Genomic DNA, 14,585 nt, shown 5'->3' with positions numbered 1-14,585 from the left:
CCAGGCCGACGCGCTGGCGCATGCCGCCCGAGAGCTGGCTGGGCATGGACGCGCCCCAGCCTCCGAGGCCCACCATGCCGAGGGCCTCCTCGGCCTTGGGGGGGGGGGGGGGGGGGGGGGGGCCGCGCCCCCCGCCGCCGTCACGTCCCGACCGACGACCCGCCGGAGCGCCACGCGGCCACCTGCAGCAGGTTCGTGACGGAGGCCGCGACCTCGGACAGCCTCGTCGCCGTCCGCGGGATCAGGTGCTCCAGGTCGACGGGACCGGGAGCGACCGAGAAGGCCGCCGCGATCCCGGCGGCCCGGGTCTGCTCGGCCGGCAGCAGCACCTGACCCGCGACGACGACCACGGGCGGGCGGGCCGGGGACACGGCGGCCAGGCGCGCCACGCCGTCGGCCACCTTGCCGCGCACGGACTGGGAGTCGAACGAGCCCTCCCCGGTGATCACGAGCGCGGCGTCGGACAGCGCGGCCGGCAGGCCCACCGCCTCGGCGACGAGCAGCGCCCCCGGCTCCAGCGCGGCGCCCAGGACGGCGGCCAGCCCCGCCGGGACGCCCCCGGCGGCCCCGGCCCCGGGCAGCTCGTGGACGCGGACGGCGGTCTCCCGCTCGAGGAGGTTCGCCCACCGGGTCAGCGCCTCGTCGAGGAAGGCCACCTCACCCGGGCCCGCCCCCTTCTGCGGGGCGAAGACCGCCGCGGCACCGTGCTCGCCCAGCAGCGGGTTCGTGACGTCCACGGCCAGCCGCCAGCGCACCTCGCGGGCGCGCGGGTGCAGCCCGGACAGGTCGATCGCGGCCGCCCGGGCCAGGCCCTCGCCGCCGTCGGGGACCACCCGCCCCTCGCCGTCGAGCAGCCGGGCGCCCAGCCCGGTCAGGATCCCGGCGCCGCCGTCGGTCGAGGCGGAACCACCCAGGCACACGAGCACCTCGTGCACCCCGGCGTCCAGGACGGCCGCGGCGACGTCACCCGTCCCGCGCGTGCTCGCGTGCAGGGGCTGGAGCGGCTCGTCGCTCACCCGGGGCAGCCCGCTGGCCTCGGCCAGCTCGACCACCCCGATCAGCCCGTCCGGGGAGACGGTCCACCGCGCCACGGTGGGGCGACCGATCGCGTCGACGGTCTCCACCGTGCGCACGGCCGACTGCCAGGAGGCCACGAGGGCGTCCAGCGTGCCCTCCCCGCCGTCGGCCATGGCGAGCGAGGTCACCCTGGCTTCCGGAGCCGCGGCCAGCACGCCGTCCCGCAGGGCCACGGCGACCTCGGTGGCGTCCAGGGTCCCCTTGAACGCGTCGGGCGCCAGCACCACGTGCGGTCGCTCGGCGGGAGGGAGCGGGTCGGCGGGTGTCGACGGTGTCACCCGGCGAGAATATCGACCCTGGTCAACCGTGAGGCGTCCAGTCGGGGATGTCGGCCTGCGCGGTCCGCAGCTTCGTCAGCAACCGCACGAGCTCGGCCTGCTCCTCCGCGTCCAGGGCACCTCCGACGTACTGGTCCATCGCCCGCACGTGCCGCGCACCCACCCGGCGCTGCAGCCGGCGGCCCGCGTCCGTGAGCCCGACCAGCGTCCCGCGCGCGTCGTCCTCGGGCACCGACCGGCACAGCAGCCCCCGGGCCTCGAGCCGCTCGACCATCCGCGACAGGGACGACTGGGCCAGCAGCACGTTCTCGTTGAGCTGCCGCAGGCGCATCGTGCCGTCGTCCGAGCGGGACAGGGTGAACAGGACGTCGTACTCGCGCAGCGAGAGCTCGACCCAGACCTCGTCGGCCTGGAACCGCCGCATCAGGGTGACCTGGGCACGGAACAGCGCCTCCCAGGTCTCCGCCGCCCGCCGGGCCGACCCGGGCACCGCGTACGTCGTCATCGTGTCCGACCTCCAGTCCCGGCGCCGGGGCCGGTTCGCGTCCTCACCGCCCCAGTCTGCGCTCACGGCGGGAGAAGTCGCGCAGCGCACGCAGGAAATCCACCCGGCGGAAGTCGGGCCAGTAGGCCTCGCAGAACGACAGCTCGCTGTGCGCGCTCTGCCACATGAGGAAACCGCCGACGCGCAGCTCGCCCGACGTGCGGATGACGAGCTCGGGGTCGGGCTGCCCCTTGGTGTACAGGTGGGCGGCGATGTCCTCGACGTCGAGCCGCTCGGCCAGCTCCGCCAGGGTCGTGCCGCGTTCCTGCTCGAGCCGCAGGTAGGACCGGACGGCGTCGGCGATCTCGTGGCGGCCCCCGTACCCGACGGCGACGTTGACGTGCAGCCCCTCGACGTCGGCGGTCGCCGCGGCGGCCGCGCGCAGGGTGCGCACGAGACGTTCGGGCAGCAGGTCGAGCCGGCCCACGATGCGCAGCCGCCACCGCCCGGTCTCGGCCAGGTCGCGCACGGCGTCGGAGATGATGTCCAGCAGGTCGGCCAGCTCGCCCTCGGACCGGGCCAGGTTGTCGGTGGACAGCATCCAGAGGGTGACGACCTCGATGCCGAGCTCCTCGGCCCAGCCCAGGAACTCGGCGATCTTGTCGGCGCCGCGCCGGTGCCCGGTGGCCGCGGTCTCCCCGAAGGACTTCGCCCACCGGCGGTTGCCGTCGAGGATGACGCCGACGTGCCGCGGCATCTGCGCGGGCGGCAGCGACGCCGAGAGCCGACGCTCGTACAGCCGGTACAGCGGATGGGGCAGACGCACGCAGATCCTCACGGGTGCTCGGGGGTGGACGAACCGGGACAACGGTACCGCCGCCGGACGTCGCCGGAAGCAACGGATCGAGGCGGGCGGGAAGCACGCGCGGAGTCGTCGCACGATCTTCACAGACTCTCGGTCGGGATCATGGCGGAGCACCCCTACGCTGGCGTAACCTACGGAACCGTAGGTTGTCGTCCCAGCAAGGAGGACTCGTGACCGGATCCGCCCCGCACGAGCGGCGCATCACCGTCCCGGACCCCGCCGACGTCGGGTCAGCGGCCAAGGGCGCCGCGCACGACGCGCGTCAGACCGTCTCCGACGTCGTGCAGACCGTCGCGACCGGTGCCACCACCCAGGCGCGCCGTCTCAAGCCGAAGCTGCGGGGCTGGATCCATGCCGTCACCGCCCCGTTCGCGCTGGCCGCCAGCATCGTGCTGGTCGTGCTGGCCGAGCCCGTGGCGGGCAAGGTCGCCGCGGCGGTCTTCGGCCTGAGCGCCCTGCTGCTGTTCGGCACCAGCGCGGTCTACCACCGGGGCAACTGGTCACCGCCGGTCGAGGCGGCGCTGCGCCGGATGGACCACGCGAACATCTTCCTCATCATCGCGGGCACCTACACCCCGCTCGCGGTCGCCCTCCTGGACCCGCGCGACGCCACCGTCCTGCTCACCATCGTGTGGAGCGGCGCCATCGCCGGCCTCCTGACCCGGGTGCTGTGGATGAACTCGCCCCGCTGGCTCTACGTGCCGGTCTACGTCGCGCTGGGCTGGGTGGCGGTCGCCTACCTCGGCCAGTTCGGCGCCGCGGGCGGGCCGGCCGTCGTCTGGCTGGTCGCCGGCGGGGGTCTGGCCTACACGCTCGGGGCGGTCGTCTACGGCACGAAGTTCCCCGACCCGTCGCCGCGCTGGTTCGGGTTCCACGAGATCTTCCACGTGCTGACGGTGGTCGGGTTCACCTGCCACACCGTGGCGATCTTCCTCGCCTCGCTCGCCGTCTGAGACGACTCACCCCTCCCGCGAGGACCCGCGGTCCTCGCGGGGGACGACGGTGTAGCGCCGGTTCGCCAGCGAGGGGTTGGCCGCACGGGCCTTCGCCAGCTCGTCGGCGTCGAGGTCCACGGTGCGCAGCTGCGGCGTCTCGTCCAGCTCGAGCCCGACGACACCGTCCGGGCCGACGAGGACCGACCGCCCCGTGACCCCCTTGCCCGCCATGCCGACCCCGATCGCGACGACCGTGTTCTCGATCGCGCGGGCGGTGAGCAGCGTGCGCCAGTGCTCGGCCTTCAGCGGTCCCGCCACCCAGGCGGCGGGCACCACGAGCACGTCGGCACCGGCGTCGACCACCCGGCGCGCGGACTCGGGGAACCGCAGGTCGTAGCAGGTGATGGCGCCGAAGGTCAGGTCGCCGAGGCGGATCGTCAACGGCTCGGCGTCCACGGGCCCCGGCTGCAGCCGGTCCGACTCGCGGGTGCCGAACGCGTCGTACAGGTGCACCTTGCGGTACACCCCCACCAGCTCGCCGGCACCGTCGACGGCGACGAGTGCGTTGACACCCTTGCGGGGTCCGCCGTCCGGCGCGGGGTCGTCACCCGGCAGCGTCGTCCCGGCGATCACGGCCACCCCGGTCTCCGCAGCCCGCCGGCGCAGGAGCGTCACGTACGGACCGTCCAGCTCCTCGGCGTGCTCGATGCCCACCCCGGACCGGTGGTAGCCGGAGGAGTACTCGGGCAGCAGCAGCAGGTCGGCGTCGACCTTCGCGGCCTGCGCGAAGGCGTCGGCCACGAGGTAGCGGTTGGCCTCGTGGTCGTCAGCGACCGTGACCTGCGCGACCGTGACGCGGACCGTCATCGCGGCTCCCGGCCGCCGTCCGGCGACCCGCTCGTCCCCGGCTCGCCGGGGTCGTCGCCCCGCTGCCCGGGCGCGGGTCCGACGTCGGGCGAGGTGGGGGTGACCGCGGACGACCCGCCGTCGTCCACCGCGCCACGACGGATGCCGATGCTGCGTCGCTCCGGGACCTCGATGCCGTGGTCGCGCGCGTACGTGTCCGCCTTGCGCAGGTGCCGGCTCAGCGAGAGGAAGAGCAGGACGGCGGCGACGGCGACCGCGAAGGTCGCCAGGAACCCCTCCAGCCCGGGGGTCACCTCCCAGTCCTCCAGCACCCGGGCCGTCGGGCTCGGGGACGGGCCCGGGGTGACGTCGGCCAGCACGATGGTCATCAGGCTCGTCGTCATGCGGACTCCTCGCGCAGGCCGGCGAACAGGTCGGTCTCCGGCAGCTCGGTGGGCACCCGGGAGTCGGCGAGCTCGAACTCCTCGGTGGGCCACACGTCCGCCTCGATGTCCCGCGGCACCGCGAAGAAGAAGCCGTCGGGGTCGATCTGCGAGGCGTGCGCGGTGAGCGCGGCGTCACGCCGGGCGAAGTACGGGGCGACCTCGATGCGCGTGGTCACCTCCCGCTCCGGGATCTCGCGGGCGGCCCGGGACTCGATCCAGTCGCCGAACGGCGACTCCAGCCCGGCGCCCTCCATCGCCTCGTGCACGGCGCGCAGACGGTCCAGGGAGAACCCGTGGTTGTAGTAGAGCTTGGCGGGCGCCCAGGCCTCGGCACCGCCCTCGACCGCGTACCGGTCGGCGTCACCGGCGGCGCGGTAGGCCTCGACCGACACCTCGTGGCACTTGATGTGGTCCGGGTGCGGGTAGCCACCCGAGGGGTCGTAGGTCGTCATCACGTGCGGCCGGAACTCGCGCACGAGCTCCACCAGCGGTGCCGCCGCCTCCTCGAGCGGGACCAGGGCGAAGCAGCCCTCGGGCAGCGGGGGCCTCGGGTCGCCCTCGGGCAGGCCGGAGTCGACGAACCCCAGCCAGTGCTGCCGGACGCCGAGCGCCTCGGCGGCGGCCGCCATCTCCAGCCGGCGCACGGCGAGGCGACCCTCGACGGAATCGAACTCGTGCCCCTCGGGAGCCTCGAAGGAGGGGTTCAGCACGTCGCCGCGCTCACCGCCGGTGCAGGTGACGATCAGCACCTCGACACCCTCAGCGGCGTAGCGGGCCGTGGTCGCGGCCCCCTTGCTCGACTCGTCGTCAGGGTGCGCGTGCACCGCCATCAGGCGCAGTGGCTCGCCGGTCAAGAGTCCTCCCAGGGTGGTGCGGGGCGTCCGCGGTCGTCAGGGACAATGGTGGCATGAGCGAGCCGCAGCAACCTGCCGTCCCCACCGACCGGTACGGGTCGGCGCGCCCGGCCGGCGTCCCGGCACCCCGTGGCGGCGCCCTCGGTCGTGGCGCCCGGGTCGCGATCGCGGTGGCCCTCGCGGCGGCGGTGGCCCTGACGGCCTGGTTCGCGATGCTGCAGCAGCGCAGCGACCCGGTCGCCCACGACGTCGTCGGGTTCGACGTGCTCGGACCCGAGGAGGTCGCCGTCACCTTCCAGGTGCACATGCCCGTCGGGACCACCGCGACCTGCACCGTGGAGGCCCTGGCACCCAGCTACGCCCAGGTCGGCACGCTCGACGTCCCGGTCGGCCCGGCGGAGACCCGGACCAGCGCGTACGAGGTCACCGTGGGCACCTTCCAGGAGGCGACGTCCGCCGTGGTCGCGGGGTGCACGGCGACCGGCGGCTGAACCCTCCGGGGCCGCGTCGCGCCACCCGCCGGACGCCGACGTCCGGTATCCTGGACGTTTCACACGAAGTCCAGCACGAGCCGACGCGCGTGCCGACGTCCGTCGGCCGGACGAACGCGCGGCGCGCGCCGGGCACCGACGAGCACCAGAAAGGAGAGTCCACGTGACCGAGACCAACGTCACCTGGCTCACCCAGGAAGCTCACGACCGGTTGACGGCGGAGCTGGAACACCTCTCCGGCCCGGCGCGCACCGCCATCGCCGAGCGGATCGCCGCGGCCCGTGACGAGGGTGACCTCAAGGAGAACGGCGGCTACCACGCCGCCCGCGAGGAGCAGGCGAAGAACGAGGCGCGCATCCGCGAGCTCACCGAGAAGCTGCGCCACGTCGCCGTGAGCCGGCCCGCCGACGACGGCACCGTCGAGGCCGGCATGGTCGTGACCGCCGAGGTCGCCGGGGACGAGATGACGTTCCTGCTCGGCTCCCGCGAGATCGCGGACACCACCGACCTCGACGTGTACTCCCCCACCTCGCCGCTGGGTGCCGCCATCGACGGCAAGAAGGTCGGCGACGACGCGACGTACACCGCGCCGAACGGCCGCGACATCCCCGTGCGGATCGTCTCCGCCACGCCGTTCTCGGGCTGACGCCACCCGGCGGGACGGTGGCGACGGCGTCGATCGACGTCGTCGCCACCGTCCGGCCGACCTCTCACCGTATCCACACATGTGCGCCCGGTGCAGCCCCGACCAGCGCCGTCGCGCCCTGACCTCGGGTTCCGGACTCATCGTCCGGTGGGACGGGCGTGAGATTTTGCCGATGATCTGTCTATGGTTGAGTACGGTATGACGATCCCAGAGACAGGACCGAACGCACCCGCGACCGCCGACACGGCCTCGCGGGCTGACGAGCCCACCCTGACGATCCGACGCCCCGACGTCTCCGACGGCGGCGCCATGTGGCGCGTCGCGCGGGACTCCGGGGAGCTCGATCTCAACTCCTCCTACGCCTACCTGCTGCTGGCCGACCACTTCGGCGACACCTGTCGCATCGCCCTCATGGGTGACGACGTCGTCGGCTTCGTCAGCGGGTACCGGCTGCCGGCCGACCCGACCCGCTACTTCCTGTGGCAGGTCGCGGTCGACGAGCGGGCCCGAGGCCACCGCCTGGCCGGCCGCCTCATCGACGCCGTGATCGACGCCCACCCCGAGGTGACCTCCCTGACGACCACCGTGACCGAGGACAACCAGTCCTCCCGCCGCGTCTTCCAGCGGTGGGCCGAGCAGCGGGGCGGGACCCTGCGCGAGGTCACCGGGTTCGAGGCGCACCACTTCCCGGACGGCCACGAGGCCGAGCCCCTGCTGGTGATCGACGGCTTCCGCTGACCCACCACTTCGGACTGCGCCGGTTCGGCGCGCAGGTGACGACGCAGTCCTGTCCCTTCTTTCACCGCACCGGCGCGCATCATCGAAGGAGTGTCCTCCGTGACAACCCTGTCCGCACCGACCCCCGACGCGTCCTCCCACGACGACCCCACGGGTTTCTCGGCCCTCGAGTCCGAGGTCCGCAGCTACTCCCGTGCCTGGCCCGTGGTGTTCGACCGCGCGACCGGCGCGACGGTCTTTGCCGAAGACGGCACGGCCTACCTGGACTTCTTCGCGGGCGCCGGCTCGCTGAACTACGGGCACAACAACCCGGTGCTGAAGAAGGTCCTGATCGACTACCTCGCCGACGACCGCATGGTCCACTCGCTGGACATGTTCACCACGGCGCGTCGTGAGTTCCTGGAGACCTTCAACTCCCACGTCCTCGAGCCGCGCGGTCTGGACCACAAGGTCATCTTCCCCGGCCCGGGTGGCGCCAACGCCGTCGAGGCGGCGCTCAAGCTCGCCCGCAAGGTGACCGGCCGCGAGTCCGTCATCAACTTCACCAACGCCTTCCACGGCATGACGCTGGGCGCCCTCTCGGTGACCGGTAACTCGATGAAGCGCGGCGGCGCCGGCATCCCCCTGGTGCACGCGACCCCGATGCCGTACGACGACTACCTCAGCGGCGCCGAGGACGACTTCGCCTACCTGGAGCGCCTGCTCGGCGACTCCGGCAGCGGTCTCAACGAGCCGGCGGCGATCATCGTCGAGTCGGTGCAGGGCGAGGGCGGCATCAACGCGGCTCGCGCCGAGTGGCTGCGCGCCCTGTCCGAGCTCTGCAAGCGTCACGGCATCCTGCTCATCCTGGACGACATCCAGATGGGCTGCGGGCGCACCGGCGGCTTCTTCTCCTTCGAGGAGGCCGGCATCGTCCCCGACATCATCACGCTGTCGAAGTCGATCTCCGGCTACGGCCTGCCGCTGGCGATCACGCTCGTGCGTCCCGAGCTCGACATCTTCGAGCCGGGTGAGCACAACGGCACGTTCCGTGGTTTCGCCCCGGCGTTCGCCACGGCCTCCGAGGCCCTGCGCACCTACTGGTCGGACGACGCCCTGGAGAAGGACGTGCTGGCCAAGGGCAAGATCATCGAGGGCTTCTTCGACGAGATCGTCGCCCGCTACCCGAAGCTGGACCTGGTCAGCAAGGGTCGCGGCCTGGCCCGCGGTCTGCAGTTCCCCGACGGCGAGACGGCCGACAAGGTGACCACCGGCGCGTTCGAGCGCCACATGCTCGTCGAGACCTCCGGTCCCGACGACGAGGTGGTCAAGCTCCTGCCGCCGCTGACCATCACCGAGGACGAGCTGCGCAAGGGTCTGACGATCCTGGACGAGGCCATCACGGAGGCCCTGGGCGCCTGAGCCGCCCGGCCCCGTCGTCCGACCACCGACCACATCTTCGAGGAGGCTCCATGCTCGTTCGCACGCTCGACGAGATCACCGACACCGACGCCGACATCAAGACCGAGAACTGGCGTTCCAAGCGCATCATCCTGGCCAAGGAGGGTGTCGGGTTCTCCGTCCACGAGACCACGCTGTACGCGGGGACGGACAACTACTTCTGGTACGCCAACCACTACGAGGCGGTCTTCATCACCTCGGGTGAGGGCGAGATCGAGGACCTCGCCACCGGTGAGATCCACGAGCTCAAGCCGGGCACGCTGTACCTGCTCAACGACCACGACAAGCACAAGGTGCGGCCGAAGACCGACATCACGTGCGTGTGCGTGTTCAACCCGCCGGTCACCGGCCGCGAGGTGCACGACGCGGACGGCGTGTACCCGCTGATCACCGAGCCGGAGTCCGCCGCCGGCTGACCCCCGCTCCACGTGGACGACCCCCGTGGTCCGCGACCGACTCCGGTGAGTCGGCCCGGACCGCGGGGGTCGTTCTCGTGCGACGGCGGGCCGCCCGGTGCCCGGGCGGCCGGCGTCGTCAGGTGAGCTGGTAGCCGTCCCGGCGCAGCCGGTCGAGCACCGCGGCACAGTGCTCGGGGCCGGTGGTCTCCAGCTGCAGGGTCACGAGCACCTCGGACACCTCGAGCGTGGTGTCGGTGCGCCGGTGGTCGACCCGCACGATGTTGCCCTCGGCGGCCGCCACGGTCTCCAGCAGGGACGCCAGCGCGCCCGGCTCGTCGTCGAGCCGCACCGAGATCTGCAGGTAGCGACCGGCCGCCACGAGCCCGTGCTGGACGACGCGCTGCAGCAGCAGGGGGTCGATGTTCCCGCCGGAGAGCACCGGCACCACCGTCCCGGTGAAGGCGCCCGGCGAGGCCGCGACCGCGGCGACGGCGGCAGCGGCCGCCGGCTCGACGACGAGCTTGCCGCGCTCGGCCACCAGCAGCAGCGCGCGGGACATCTCGGCCTCGGTGACCGTGCGCACCTCGACGCCGAGCCGGTGCAGCACCTCGAACGGCACCTCGCCGGGCATCCCGACGGCGATCCCGTCCGCCATCGTCGACTCCAGGTGGCCGGCGATCGGCCGGCCGGCCGCCAGGGACGCGGGGTAGGCGGCCGCCGTGGCCGCCTGCACGCCGACGACCCGCACGTGCGGGGCCACCTCGGCCAGCACCGTGGCGATACCGGCGACGAGCCCGCCGCCCCCGAGCGGCACGACGACCGTGCCGACGTCGGGCACCTGCTCGAGGATCTCCAGGGCGACGGTGCCCTGCCCGGCGACGACGTCGGCGTGGTCGAAGGGGTGGATGAGGACCTTGCCGGTGCGGGCGGACTCCTCGCGGGCCGCCTCGAGCGCCTCGTCGACGGACTCGCCGAGCTGGCGCACCTCGGCGCCGTAGCCGCGCGTCGCCTCCAGCTTCGGGACGGACGCGCCGACGGGCATGTACACGACCGCCGGGATGCCCAGCATCTGCGCGGCGAGCGCGACGCCCTGGGCGTGGTTGCCGGCGGAGGCCGCGACGACACCGGCGCGCTGCTCCTCGGGGGTCAGCCGGCTGAGCCGGGTGTAGGCGCCGCGGATCTTGAACGATCCGGCGCGTTGCAGGTTCTCGCACTTGAGGACGACGTCGGCGCCCGCGAGCTGGGTCAGCGCCCGGAAGGGGTGTACCGGGGTTCGCGTCACCACCCCGTCGAGCAGCTCGGCGGCTGCCTTGACGTCGGCGAGGGTCACTCGGTCCAGGGGGGTCGGTGAATTCACGTGCCCCAGTATGCGACGACCACGGGGTGATCCACGACGTCGCAGGTCACGTCAGGGGCCGGCGGCACCCGGTCCGGGGCCCGCGTCGTCGCGATCCTCGGAGGTGTCCCGGTTGCCCCGGTTGGACCACAGCAGCGTGCCGGGCAGCTCGGCGAGGGCCTCCCGTCTCAGCAGGGGCACGTGGTCCTCGGTGCCGAGCTCGGGGAACTTGTCGTGGCCGTGCAGGTACTGCACGACGGTGTTGAGCACGGCGGCCAGGGGGACCGCGAAGAGCGCACCGATGAGCCCGGCGACGAGGGTCCCCGACGCCACGACGATGATCACGGCCACGGGGTGGAGCGAGACGGCGTGGCCCATGAGCAGCGGCAGCAGGATGTGGCTCTCGAGCTGCTGCACGAGCAGCACGATGCCGAGCATGATGAGGGCGGCCACCCATCCCTGCGCGACGAGCACCACGGCGGTCGCGATCGCACCCGTGACGATGGCGCCGAGGATCGGGATGAACGAGCCGACGAACACCAGGGTGCCGATCGGCAGCGCGAGCGAGGGCACGAAGAAGGCGGCGCCGATGCCGATGCCGATGCCGTCGACGAGGGCGACGAGGATCTGGGTGCGCACGTAGGACGACAGCGTCACCAGGCCGCGCCGGCCGGCCTGGTGGACGTTCTCCCGGGCGGGCAGGGGCAGCAGGTTGACGATCCAGGCCCAGATGGACCGCCCGTCCTGCAGGAAGAAGATCGTGCAGAAGATCGCGATGATGAAGCCGACCAGCACGTGGCCCACGGTGCTCGCGGCCCCCAGCGCCCCGGAGATGAGGTTGGAGCTCTGGCTCGCGAAGAGGTCCTGCACCTGGTTGGTGTAGTCGGACAGCTGCTGGGAGTCGATGCCGAGCGGCCCGGTGGACAGCCAGTCGAGGAACTCCTGGAAGCCCTGCGTCGCCTGGTCCCACAGGTCCTGGAACCCGGTGACGATCTGGGAGCCGGCGAGCACGACCAGGCCGACGACGAAGGCGATGAACGACAGGATCGACAGCGCGGTGGCCGCTCCGCGCGGGACCCCGATGTTCTCGAGCATCCGACGCATGGGCCGCAGCAGGATCGTCACGAGCAGAGCCACGGCCACGGGCACGGCGATGGTCTTGAGCTGCGCCAGCAGCCAGACGAGCCCGGCGACGGCGGCCGCGATCAGCAGCAGCCGCCAGGACCAGGCCGCCGCGACCCGCACGCTGGCGGGGACGGCGTCGCCGTCCCTGCTCTCGATTCCGCCCGGGCTCGTCACGGCCTCAACCCTAGGCCGCTCCCGGCGCGACCGCCCGGCGATCGCCCCGGCGTCCCCCTGCAGGTCGGGGTGGCCGTCGTCACTCCGCGGGGAGCGTCCCTCGCCGCTGCGGGTGGGGCGTCTCGCCCCGCTCCAGCATGGCCACGAACCGAGCGGCGTGGCGTTCCCGGGTCTCGTCCCGGACCACCGTGGCCAGCCGGTGCAGGATCGCGGAGCGGTTCTGCGCCGTGAGGAGCTCCCAGGCGGCCGTCGCCCGGGGGCTCGCCGCCAGCGCCCGGCTCCACACCGGCGGGACCTCCAGGGTGGCGGCACCACCGTACGCCGCCTCCCACCGACCGTCCTCACGCGCCCGGTCGACCTCCGCCTGACCCCGGGGACGCATCCGCCCCTGGGCGACCAGCCGGTCGACGATCTCCCGGTTGCGCGCGGACCAGCTGCTGCGCCGACGGCGGGGACAGTAGCGCTGCAGGGACGTGTCGGTGTCGCGCGAGCGGGCCTGGGCGTCGATCCAACCGCTGCACAGCGCCTCCTCGAGCGCCTCGTCACGCGTCAGCGAGGTGGGGGCCGGACGGGCCTTGCGGGCGAGCACGACCCAGACGCCCTCGGGGGTGTCGTCCTCGTGGGCGTCGAGCCAGGCCCGCCACGCGGCGGCGTCCGGCAGGAGCAGCGGGTCGCTGGGCTCGGTGGCCATGGATGCCACGGTACCGACGCGTCGGCGTTCGCGGGCGGCGGGCCCTCGCGCGCCGGAGTCCCGCGACGGGCAGACTGTCCACGTCCGTCGTCGCCGACCCGGGAGACACCAGATGTCGTCGGTCGCCCTGTGGGGAGTCATCGTGGCCGGGGTCGTCGTGCTGACCCCGCTCGCCGACCGGGTCCGCGTCCCGCTGCCCGTGCTGCTCACGCTGTTCGGCCTCGCGCTGCCCCTGTTCCCGGCCGTGCCGGCCCTGCGGCTCTCCCCCGACCTCATCCTGCCGGTGGTGCTGCCGCCGCTGCTGTTCGCTGCCACGCAGCGTTCGACGGTGCGGGAGTTCCGCAGTCAGTCCCGGCCGATCCTCCTGACCGCGGTGGGGCTGACCATCGCCTCGGCGGGCGTCGTCGCCGTGGTCGCCCACGCCGCCGGTGTCCCCTGGCCGGTCGCGTGGGTGCTGGGGGCGATCGTCGCGCCGCCTGACCCGGTGGCGGCGACCGCCGTGGCCCGGCGGCTGCGCCTGCCCGGCCGGGTCGTGACCGTGCTCGAGGGCGAGGGCATGTTCAACGACGCCACCGCCCTGGTGATGTACCACGTCGCCGTGGCCGCCGTCGTGGCCGGTTCCGTGACGGCCGGGGAGGTCGGGCTCGACCTGCTCCTCGCCGTCGTCGTGGGGGTCGCGGTGGGACTGGCCGGCGGCTGGCTGGGGCACCTGGTGCTCGGCCGCCTGCACGTGCCCGCCGCCGAGACGACCGTGACCATCGCCCTGCCGTTCGCCGCCTACCTGGTGGCCGAGGAGCTGCTGGGGTCGGGTGTGCTGGCGGTCCTCACGCTCGGGCTCGTGCTGCGGTCCGTGTCCCACGCGTCGGTGACCTCAGGGGGCTGGCTGCTCGGTCGGGCCGTGTGGGACTACGCCGACTACCTGATCACCGGGGTCGTGTTCGTGCTCATCGGCTTCGAGCTGACGTCCGTGCTGGACGGCGACCCGGTCTGGTCGACCGCGCTGCCGCTGGCGCTCGCGGTGGTGGCCGTCCTGGTCGTGGTGCGGTTCGCCTGGATGTTCCCCGCCCTGCTGTGGCTGGAGCGCGGGATGGAGGCACGGGCGCGGGCGAAGGGAGCACCCGCGGACGTCGCGGGCGTCGGCGCCTTCACCCGTCGGGAGACGACGGTCGTCTCCTGGGCGGGGATGCGCGGCGTCGTCACGGTGGCCACCGCCCTCGCGCTGCCGCACGTCGTGGACTCCGGAGGGGACTTCCCGATGCGGGACACGGTGGTGTTCGTCGGGCTGGTCGTGGTGCTGGCGACCCTCGTGCTGCAGGGGCTCACGCTGGCACCGGTGGTCCGGCGCCTCGGCGTGGGCCGCACGGGTGACGAGGCGGCGGAGGTCGCCCGGCTGCGCGAGGACGCGACGGTGGCGGCGCTGGAGGCCGTCCGCGTCCGGTCCGACGTCCCCGCGCCGGTCAGGGAGGCGGTCGCGCTGCAGTACGAGGGGTACCTGACCGCGCAGCGGGCGCTGGCCCGGGCGCGGGCCCAGGGCGACGGCACGGAACGCTACGGCGAGCAGGTCGACGCGCTGCTGCACGACGCCGTGGAGGTGGAGCGCGACGTCTGCGTCCGCGCACGCAACGAGGGTCTGGTCAGCCCCGAGGTGGCGGACGAGGTGCTCGCCGACGTCGAGGCACGTGCGGTGCGCGACCTCGACTGACCCCGAGCCCCGGCGTCGTGGGCATGAGATCTGCCGTCGTGGACCGGTCCAGAGCTGCA

17 protein-coding genes are annotated in these 14,585 nt (G+C 73.4%); 7 read left to right on the top strand and 10 right to left on the bottom strand.

Annotated elements, in window-relative coordinates; all coding sequences use genetic code 11:
- Nucleotides 1–140: 140 nt before the first annotated feature.
- From Q6347_RS13535 to Q6347_RS15075, 4 genes are all read right to left on the bottom strand, one after another.
- A complete protein-coding gene (locus Q6347_RS13535) occupies nt 141–1,355 on the bottom strand; it encodes a glycerate kinase (protein ID WP_304607619.1) in 1,215 nt (404 codons plus the stop codon).
- A gap of 22 nt (nt 1,356–1,377) precedes the next feature.
- Nucleotides 1,378–1,860, bottom strand: coding sequence for a MarR family winged helix-turn-helix transcriptional regulator (locus Q6347_RS13530; RefSeq protein WP_304607618.1), 483 nt, complete (start codon nt 1,858–1,860; stop codon nt 1,378–1,380).
- Nucleotides 1,861–1,903: 43 nt separating this feature from the next.
- Complete coding sequence (locus Q6347_RS13525; protein WP_171246963.1) at nt 1,904–2,665, bottom strand: isoprenyl transferase; 762 nt, start codon at nt 2,663–2,665, stop codon at nt 1,904–1,906.
- A 301-nt stretch (nt 2,666–2,966) separates the two neighbouring features.
- Nucleotides 2,967–3,176, bottom strand: a complete 210-nt coding sequence (locus Q6347_RS15075; protein ID WP_369810860.1) for a hypothetical protein — start codon at nt 3,174–3,176, stop codon at nt 2,967–2,969.
- On the opposite strand from Q6347_RS15075, the gene Q6347_RS13520 reads away from it, so the two are divergent.
- Nucleotides 3,079–3,657, top strand: a complete 579-nt coding sequence (locus Q6347_RS13520) for a hemolysin III family protein (RefSeq protein WP_369810859.1) — start codon at nt 3,079–3,081, stop codon at nt 3,655–3,657. The two genes, Q6347_RS15075 and Q6347_RS13520, sit on opposite strands and share 98 nt — an antisense overlap.
- Before the next feature lie 6 nt (nt 3,658–3,663).
- Here the strand turns inward: Q6347_RS13520 and Q6347_RS13515 are convergent, their stop codons facing one another.
- The 3 genes from Q6347_RS13515 to mca are packed head-to-tail and all read right to left on the bottom strand — an operon-like array spanning nt 3,664 to nt 5,785.
- Nucleotides 3,664–4,506: a carbon-nitrogen hydrolase family protein gene (locus Q6347_RS13515; RefSeq protein WP_304603273.1), complete on the bottom strand. Its 843-nt coding sequence runs from the start codon at nt 4,504–4,506 to the stop codon at nt 3,664–3,666.
- On the bottom strand, nt 4,503–4,889 hold the full coding sequence (locus tag Q6347_RS13510) for a hypothetical protein (protein WP_304607617.1): 387 nt from the start codon (nt 4,887–4,889) through the stop codon (nt 4,503–4,505). Before Q6347_RS13510 ends, Q6347_RS13515 begins: the two co-directional genes overlap by 4 nt.
- Complete coding sequence (gene mca / locus Q6347_RS13505) at nt 4,886–5,785, bottom strand: mycothiol conjugate amidase Mca (protein ID WP_304603271.1); 900 nt, start codon at nt 5,783–5,785, stop codon at nt 4,886–4,888. The genes Q6347_RS13510 and mca overlap by 4 nt, the downstream gene beginning before the upstream one ends.
- Before the next feature lie 53 nt (nt 5,786–5,838).
- On the opposite strand from mca, the gene Q6347_RS13500 reads away from it, so the two are divergent.
- The 5 genes from Q6347_RS13500 (at nt 5,839) to Q6347_RS13480 (ending at nt 9,516) form a co-directional block, all read left to right on the top strand.
- The gene (locus Q6347_RS13500; protein ID WP_304603270.1) at nt 5,839–6,276 is read left to right on the top strand and encodes a DUF4307 domain-containing protein; all 438 of its coding nucleotides are present in this window, start codon (nt 5,839–5,841) and stop codon (nt 6,274–6,276) included.
- A gap of 163 nt (nt 6,277–6,439) precedes the next feature.
- Nucleotides 6,440–6,922, top strand: a complete 483-nt coding sequence (gene greA, locus Q6347_RS13495; RefSeq protein WP_171246967.1) for a transcription elongation factor GreA — start codon at nt 6,440–6,442, stop codon at nt 6,920–6,922.
- A gap of 198 nt (nt 6,923–7,120) precedes the next feature.
- Nucleotides 7,121–7,660: a diaminobutyrate acetyltransferase gene (gene ectA / locus Q6347_RS13490; protein WP_171246968.1), complete on the top strand. Its 540-nt coding sequence runs from the start codon at nt 7,121–7,123 to the stop codon at nt 7,658–7,660.
- Nucleotides 7,661–7,759: 99 nt separating this feature from the next.
- A complete protein-coding gene (gene ectB, locus Q6347_RS13485; RefSeq protein ID WP_369810857.1) occupies nt 7,760–9,061 on the top strand; it encodes a diaminobutyrate--2-oxoglutarate transaminase in 1,302 nt (433 codons plus the stop codon).
- 50 nt (nt 9,062–9,111) lie between these two features.
- Nucleotides 9,112–9,516, top strand: coding sequence for an ectoine synthase (locus tag Q6347_RS13480; protein WP_171246969.1), 405 nt, complete (start codon nt 9,112–9,114; stop codon nt 9,514–9,516).
- A 118-nt stretch (nt 9,517–9,634) separates the two neighbouring features.
- Here the strand turns inward: Q6347_RS13480 and ilvA are convergent, their stop codons facing one another.
- The 3 genes from ilvA to Q6347_RS13465 all read right to left on the bottom strand — a co-directional run bounded on the left by ilvA (nt 9,635) and on the right by Q6347_RS13465 (nt 12,824).
- Nucleotides 9,635–10,855, bottom strand: coding sequence for a threonine ammonia-lyase (ilvA, locus tag Q6347_RS13475; protein WP_171246970.1), 1,221 nt, complete (start codon nt 10,853–10,855; stop codon nt 9,635–9,637).
- A 51-nt stretch (nt 10,856–10,906) separates the two neighbouring features.
- Nucleotides 10,907–12,133: an AI-2E family transporter gene (locus Q6347_RS13470; RefSeq protein WP_304603268.1), complete on the bottom strand. Its 1,227-nt coding sequence runs from the start codon at nt 12,131–12,133 to the stop codon at nt 10,907–10,909.
- A 79-nt stretch (nt 12,134–12,212) separates the two neighbouring features.
- Nucleotides 12,213–12,824: a YdeI family protein gene (locus Q6347_RS13465; protein WP_304603267.1), complete on the bottom strand. Its 612-nt coding sequence runs from the start codon at nt 12,822–12,824 to the stop codon at nt 12,213–12,215.
- A gap of 112 nt (nt 12,825–12,936) precedes the next feature.
- On the opposite strand from Q6347_RS13465, the gene Q6347_RS13460 reads away from it, so the two are divergent.
- A complete protein-coding gene (locus Q6347_RS13460; protein ID WP_304607616.1) occupies nt 12,937–14,526 on the top strand; it encodes a Na+/H+ antiporter in 1,590 nt (529 codons plus the stop codon).
- Nucleotides 14,527–14,585 lie beyond the last annotated feature (59 nt).

The organism is Isoptericola sp. b408, from assembly GCF_030588085.1.
In the GTDB taxonomy this organism is placed as follows: Bacteria; Actinomycetota; Actinomycetes; order Actinomycetales; family Cellulomonadaceae; genus Isoptericola; species Isoptericola sediminis.
Note: the sequence above shows the minus strand (reverse complement) of the source record. Positions and strands in the feature narration are given on the sequence as shown.

Excerpts from the sequence above, each read along its gene's own strand:
- Q6347_RS13515 (WP_304603273.1), bottom strand. The coding sequence starts at position 4,506 with ATGACGGTCCGCGTCACGGTCGCGCAGGTCACGGTCGCTGACGACCAC.
- Q6347_RS13465 (WP_304603267.1), bottom strand. The coding sequence starts at position 12,824 with ATGGCCACCGAGCCCAGCGACCCGCTGCTCCTGCCGGACGCCGCCGCG.
- ectA (WP_171246968.1), top strand. The coding sequence starts at position 7,121 with ATGACGATCCCAGAGACAGGACCGAACGCACCCGCGACCGCCGACACG.
- Q6347_RS13530 (WP_304607618.1), bottom strand. The coding sequence starts at position 1,860 with ATGACGACGTACGCGGTGCCCGGGTCGGCCCGGCGGGCGGCGGAGACC.
- Q6347_RS13460 (WP_304607616.1), top strand. The coding sequence starts at position 12,937 with ATGTCGTCGGTCGCCCTGTGGGGAGTCATCGTGGCCGGGGTCGTCGTG.
- Q6347_RS13500 (WP_304603270.1), top strand. The coding sequence starts at position 5,839 with ATGAGCGAGCCGCAGCAACCTGCCGTCCCCACCGACCGGTACGGGTCG.
- Q6347_RS13480 (WP_171246969.1), top strand. The coding sequence starts at position 9,112 with ATGCTCGTTCGCACGCTCGACGAGATCACCGACACCGACGCCGACATC.
- Q6347_RS13510 (WP_304607617.1), bottom strand. The coding sequence starts at position 4,889 with ATGACGACGAGCCTGATGACCATCGTGCTGGCCGACGTCACCCCGGGC.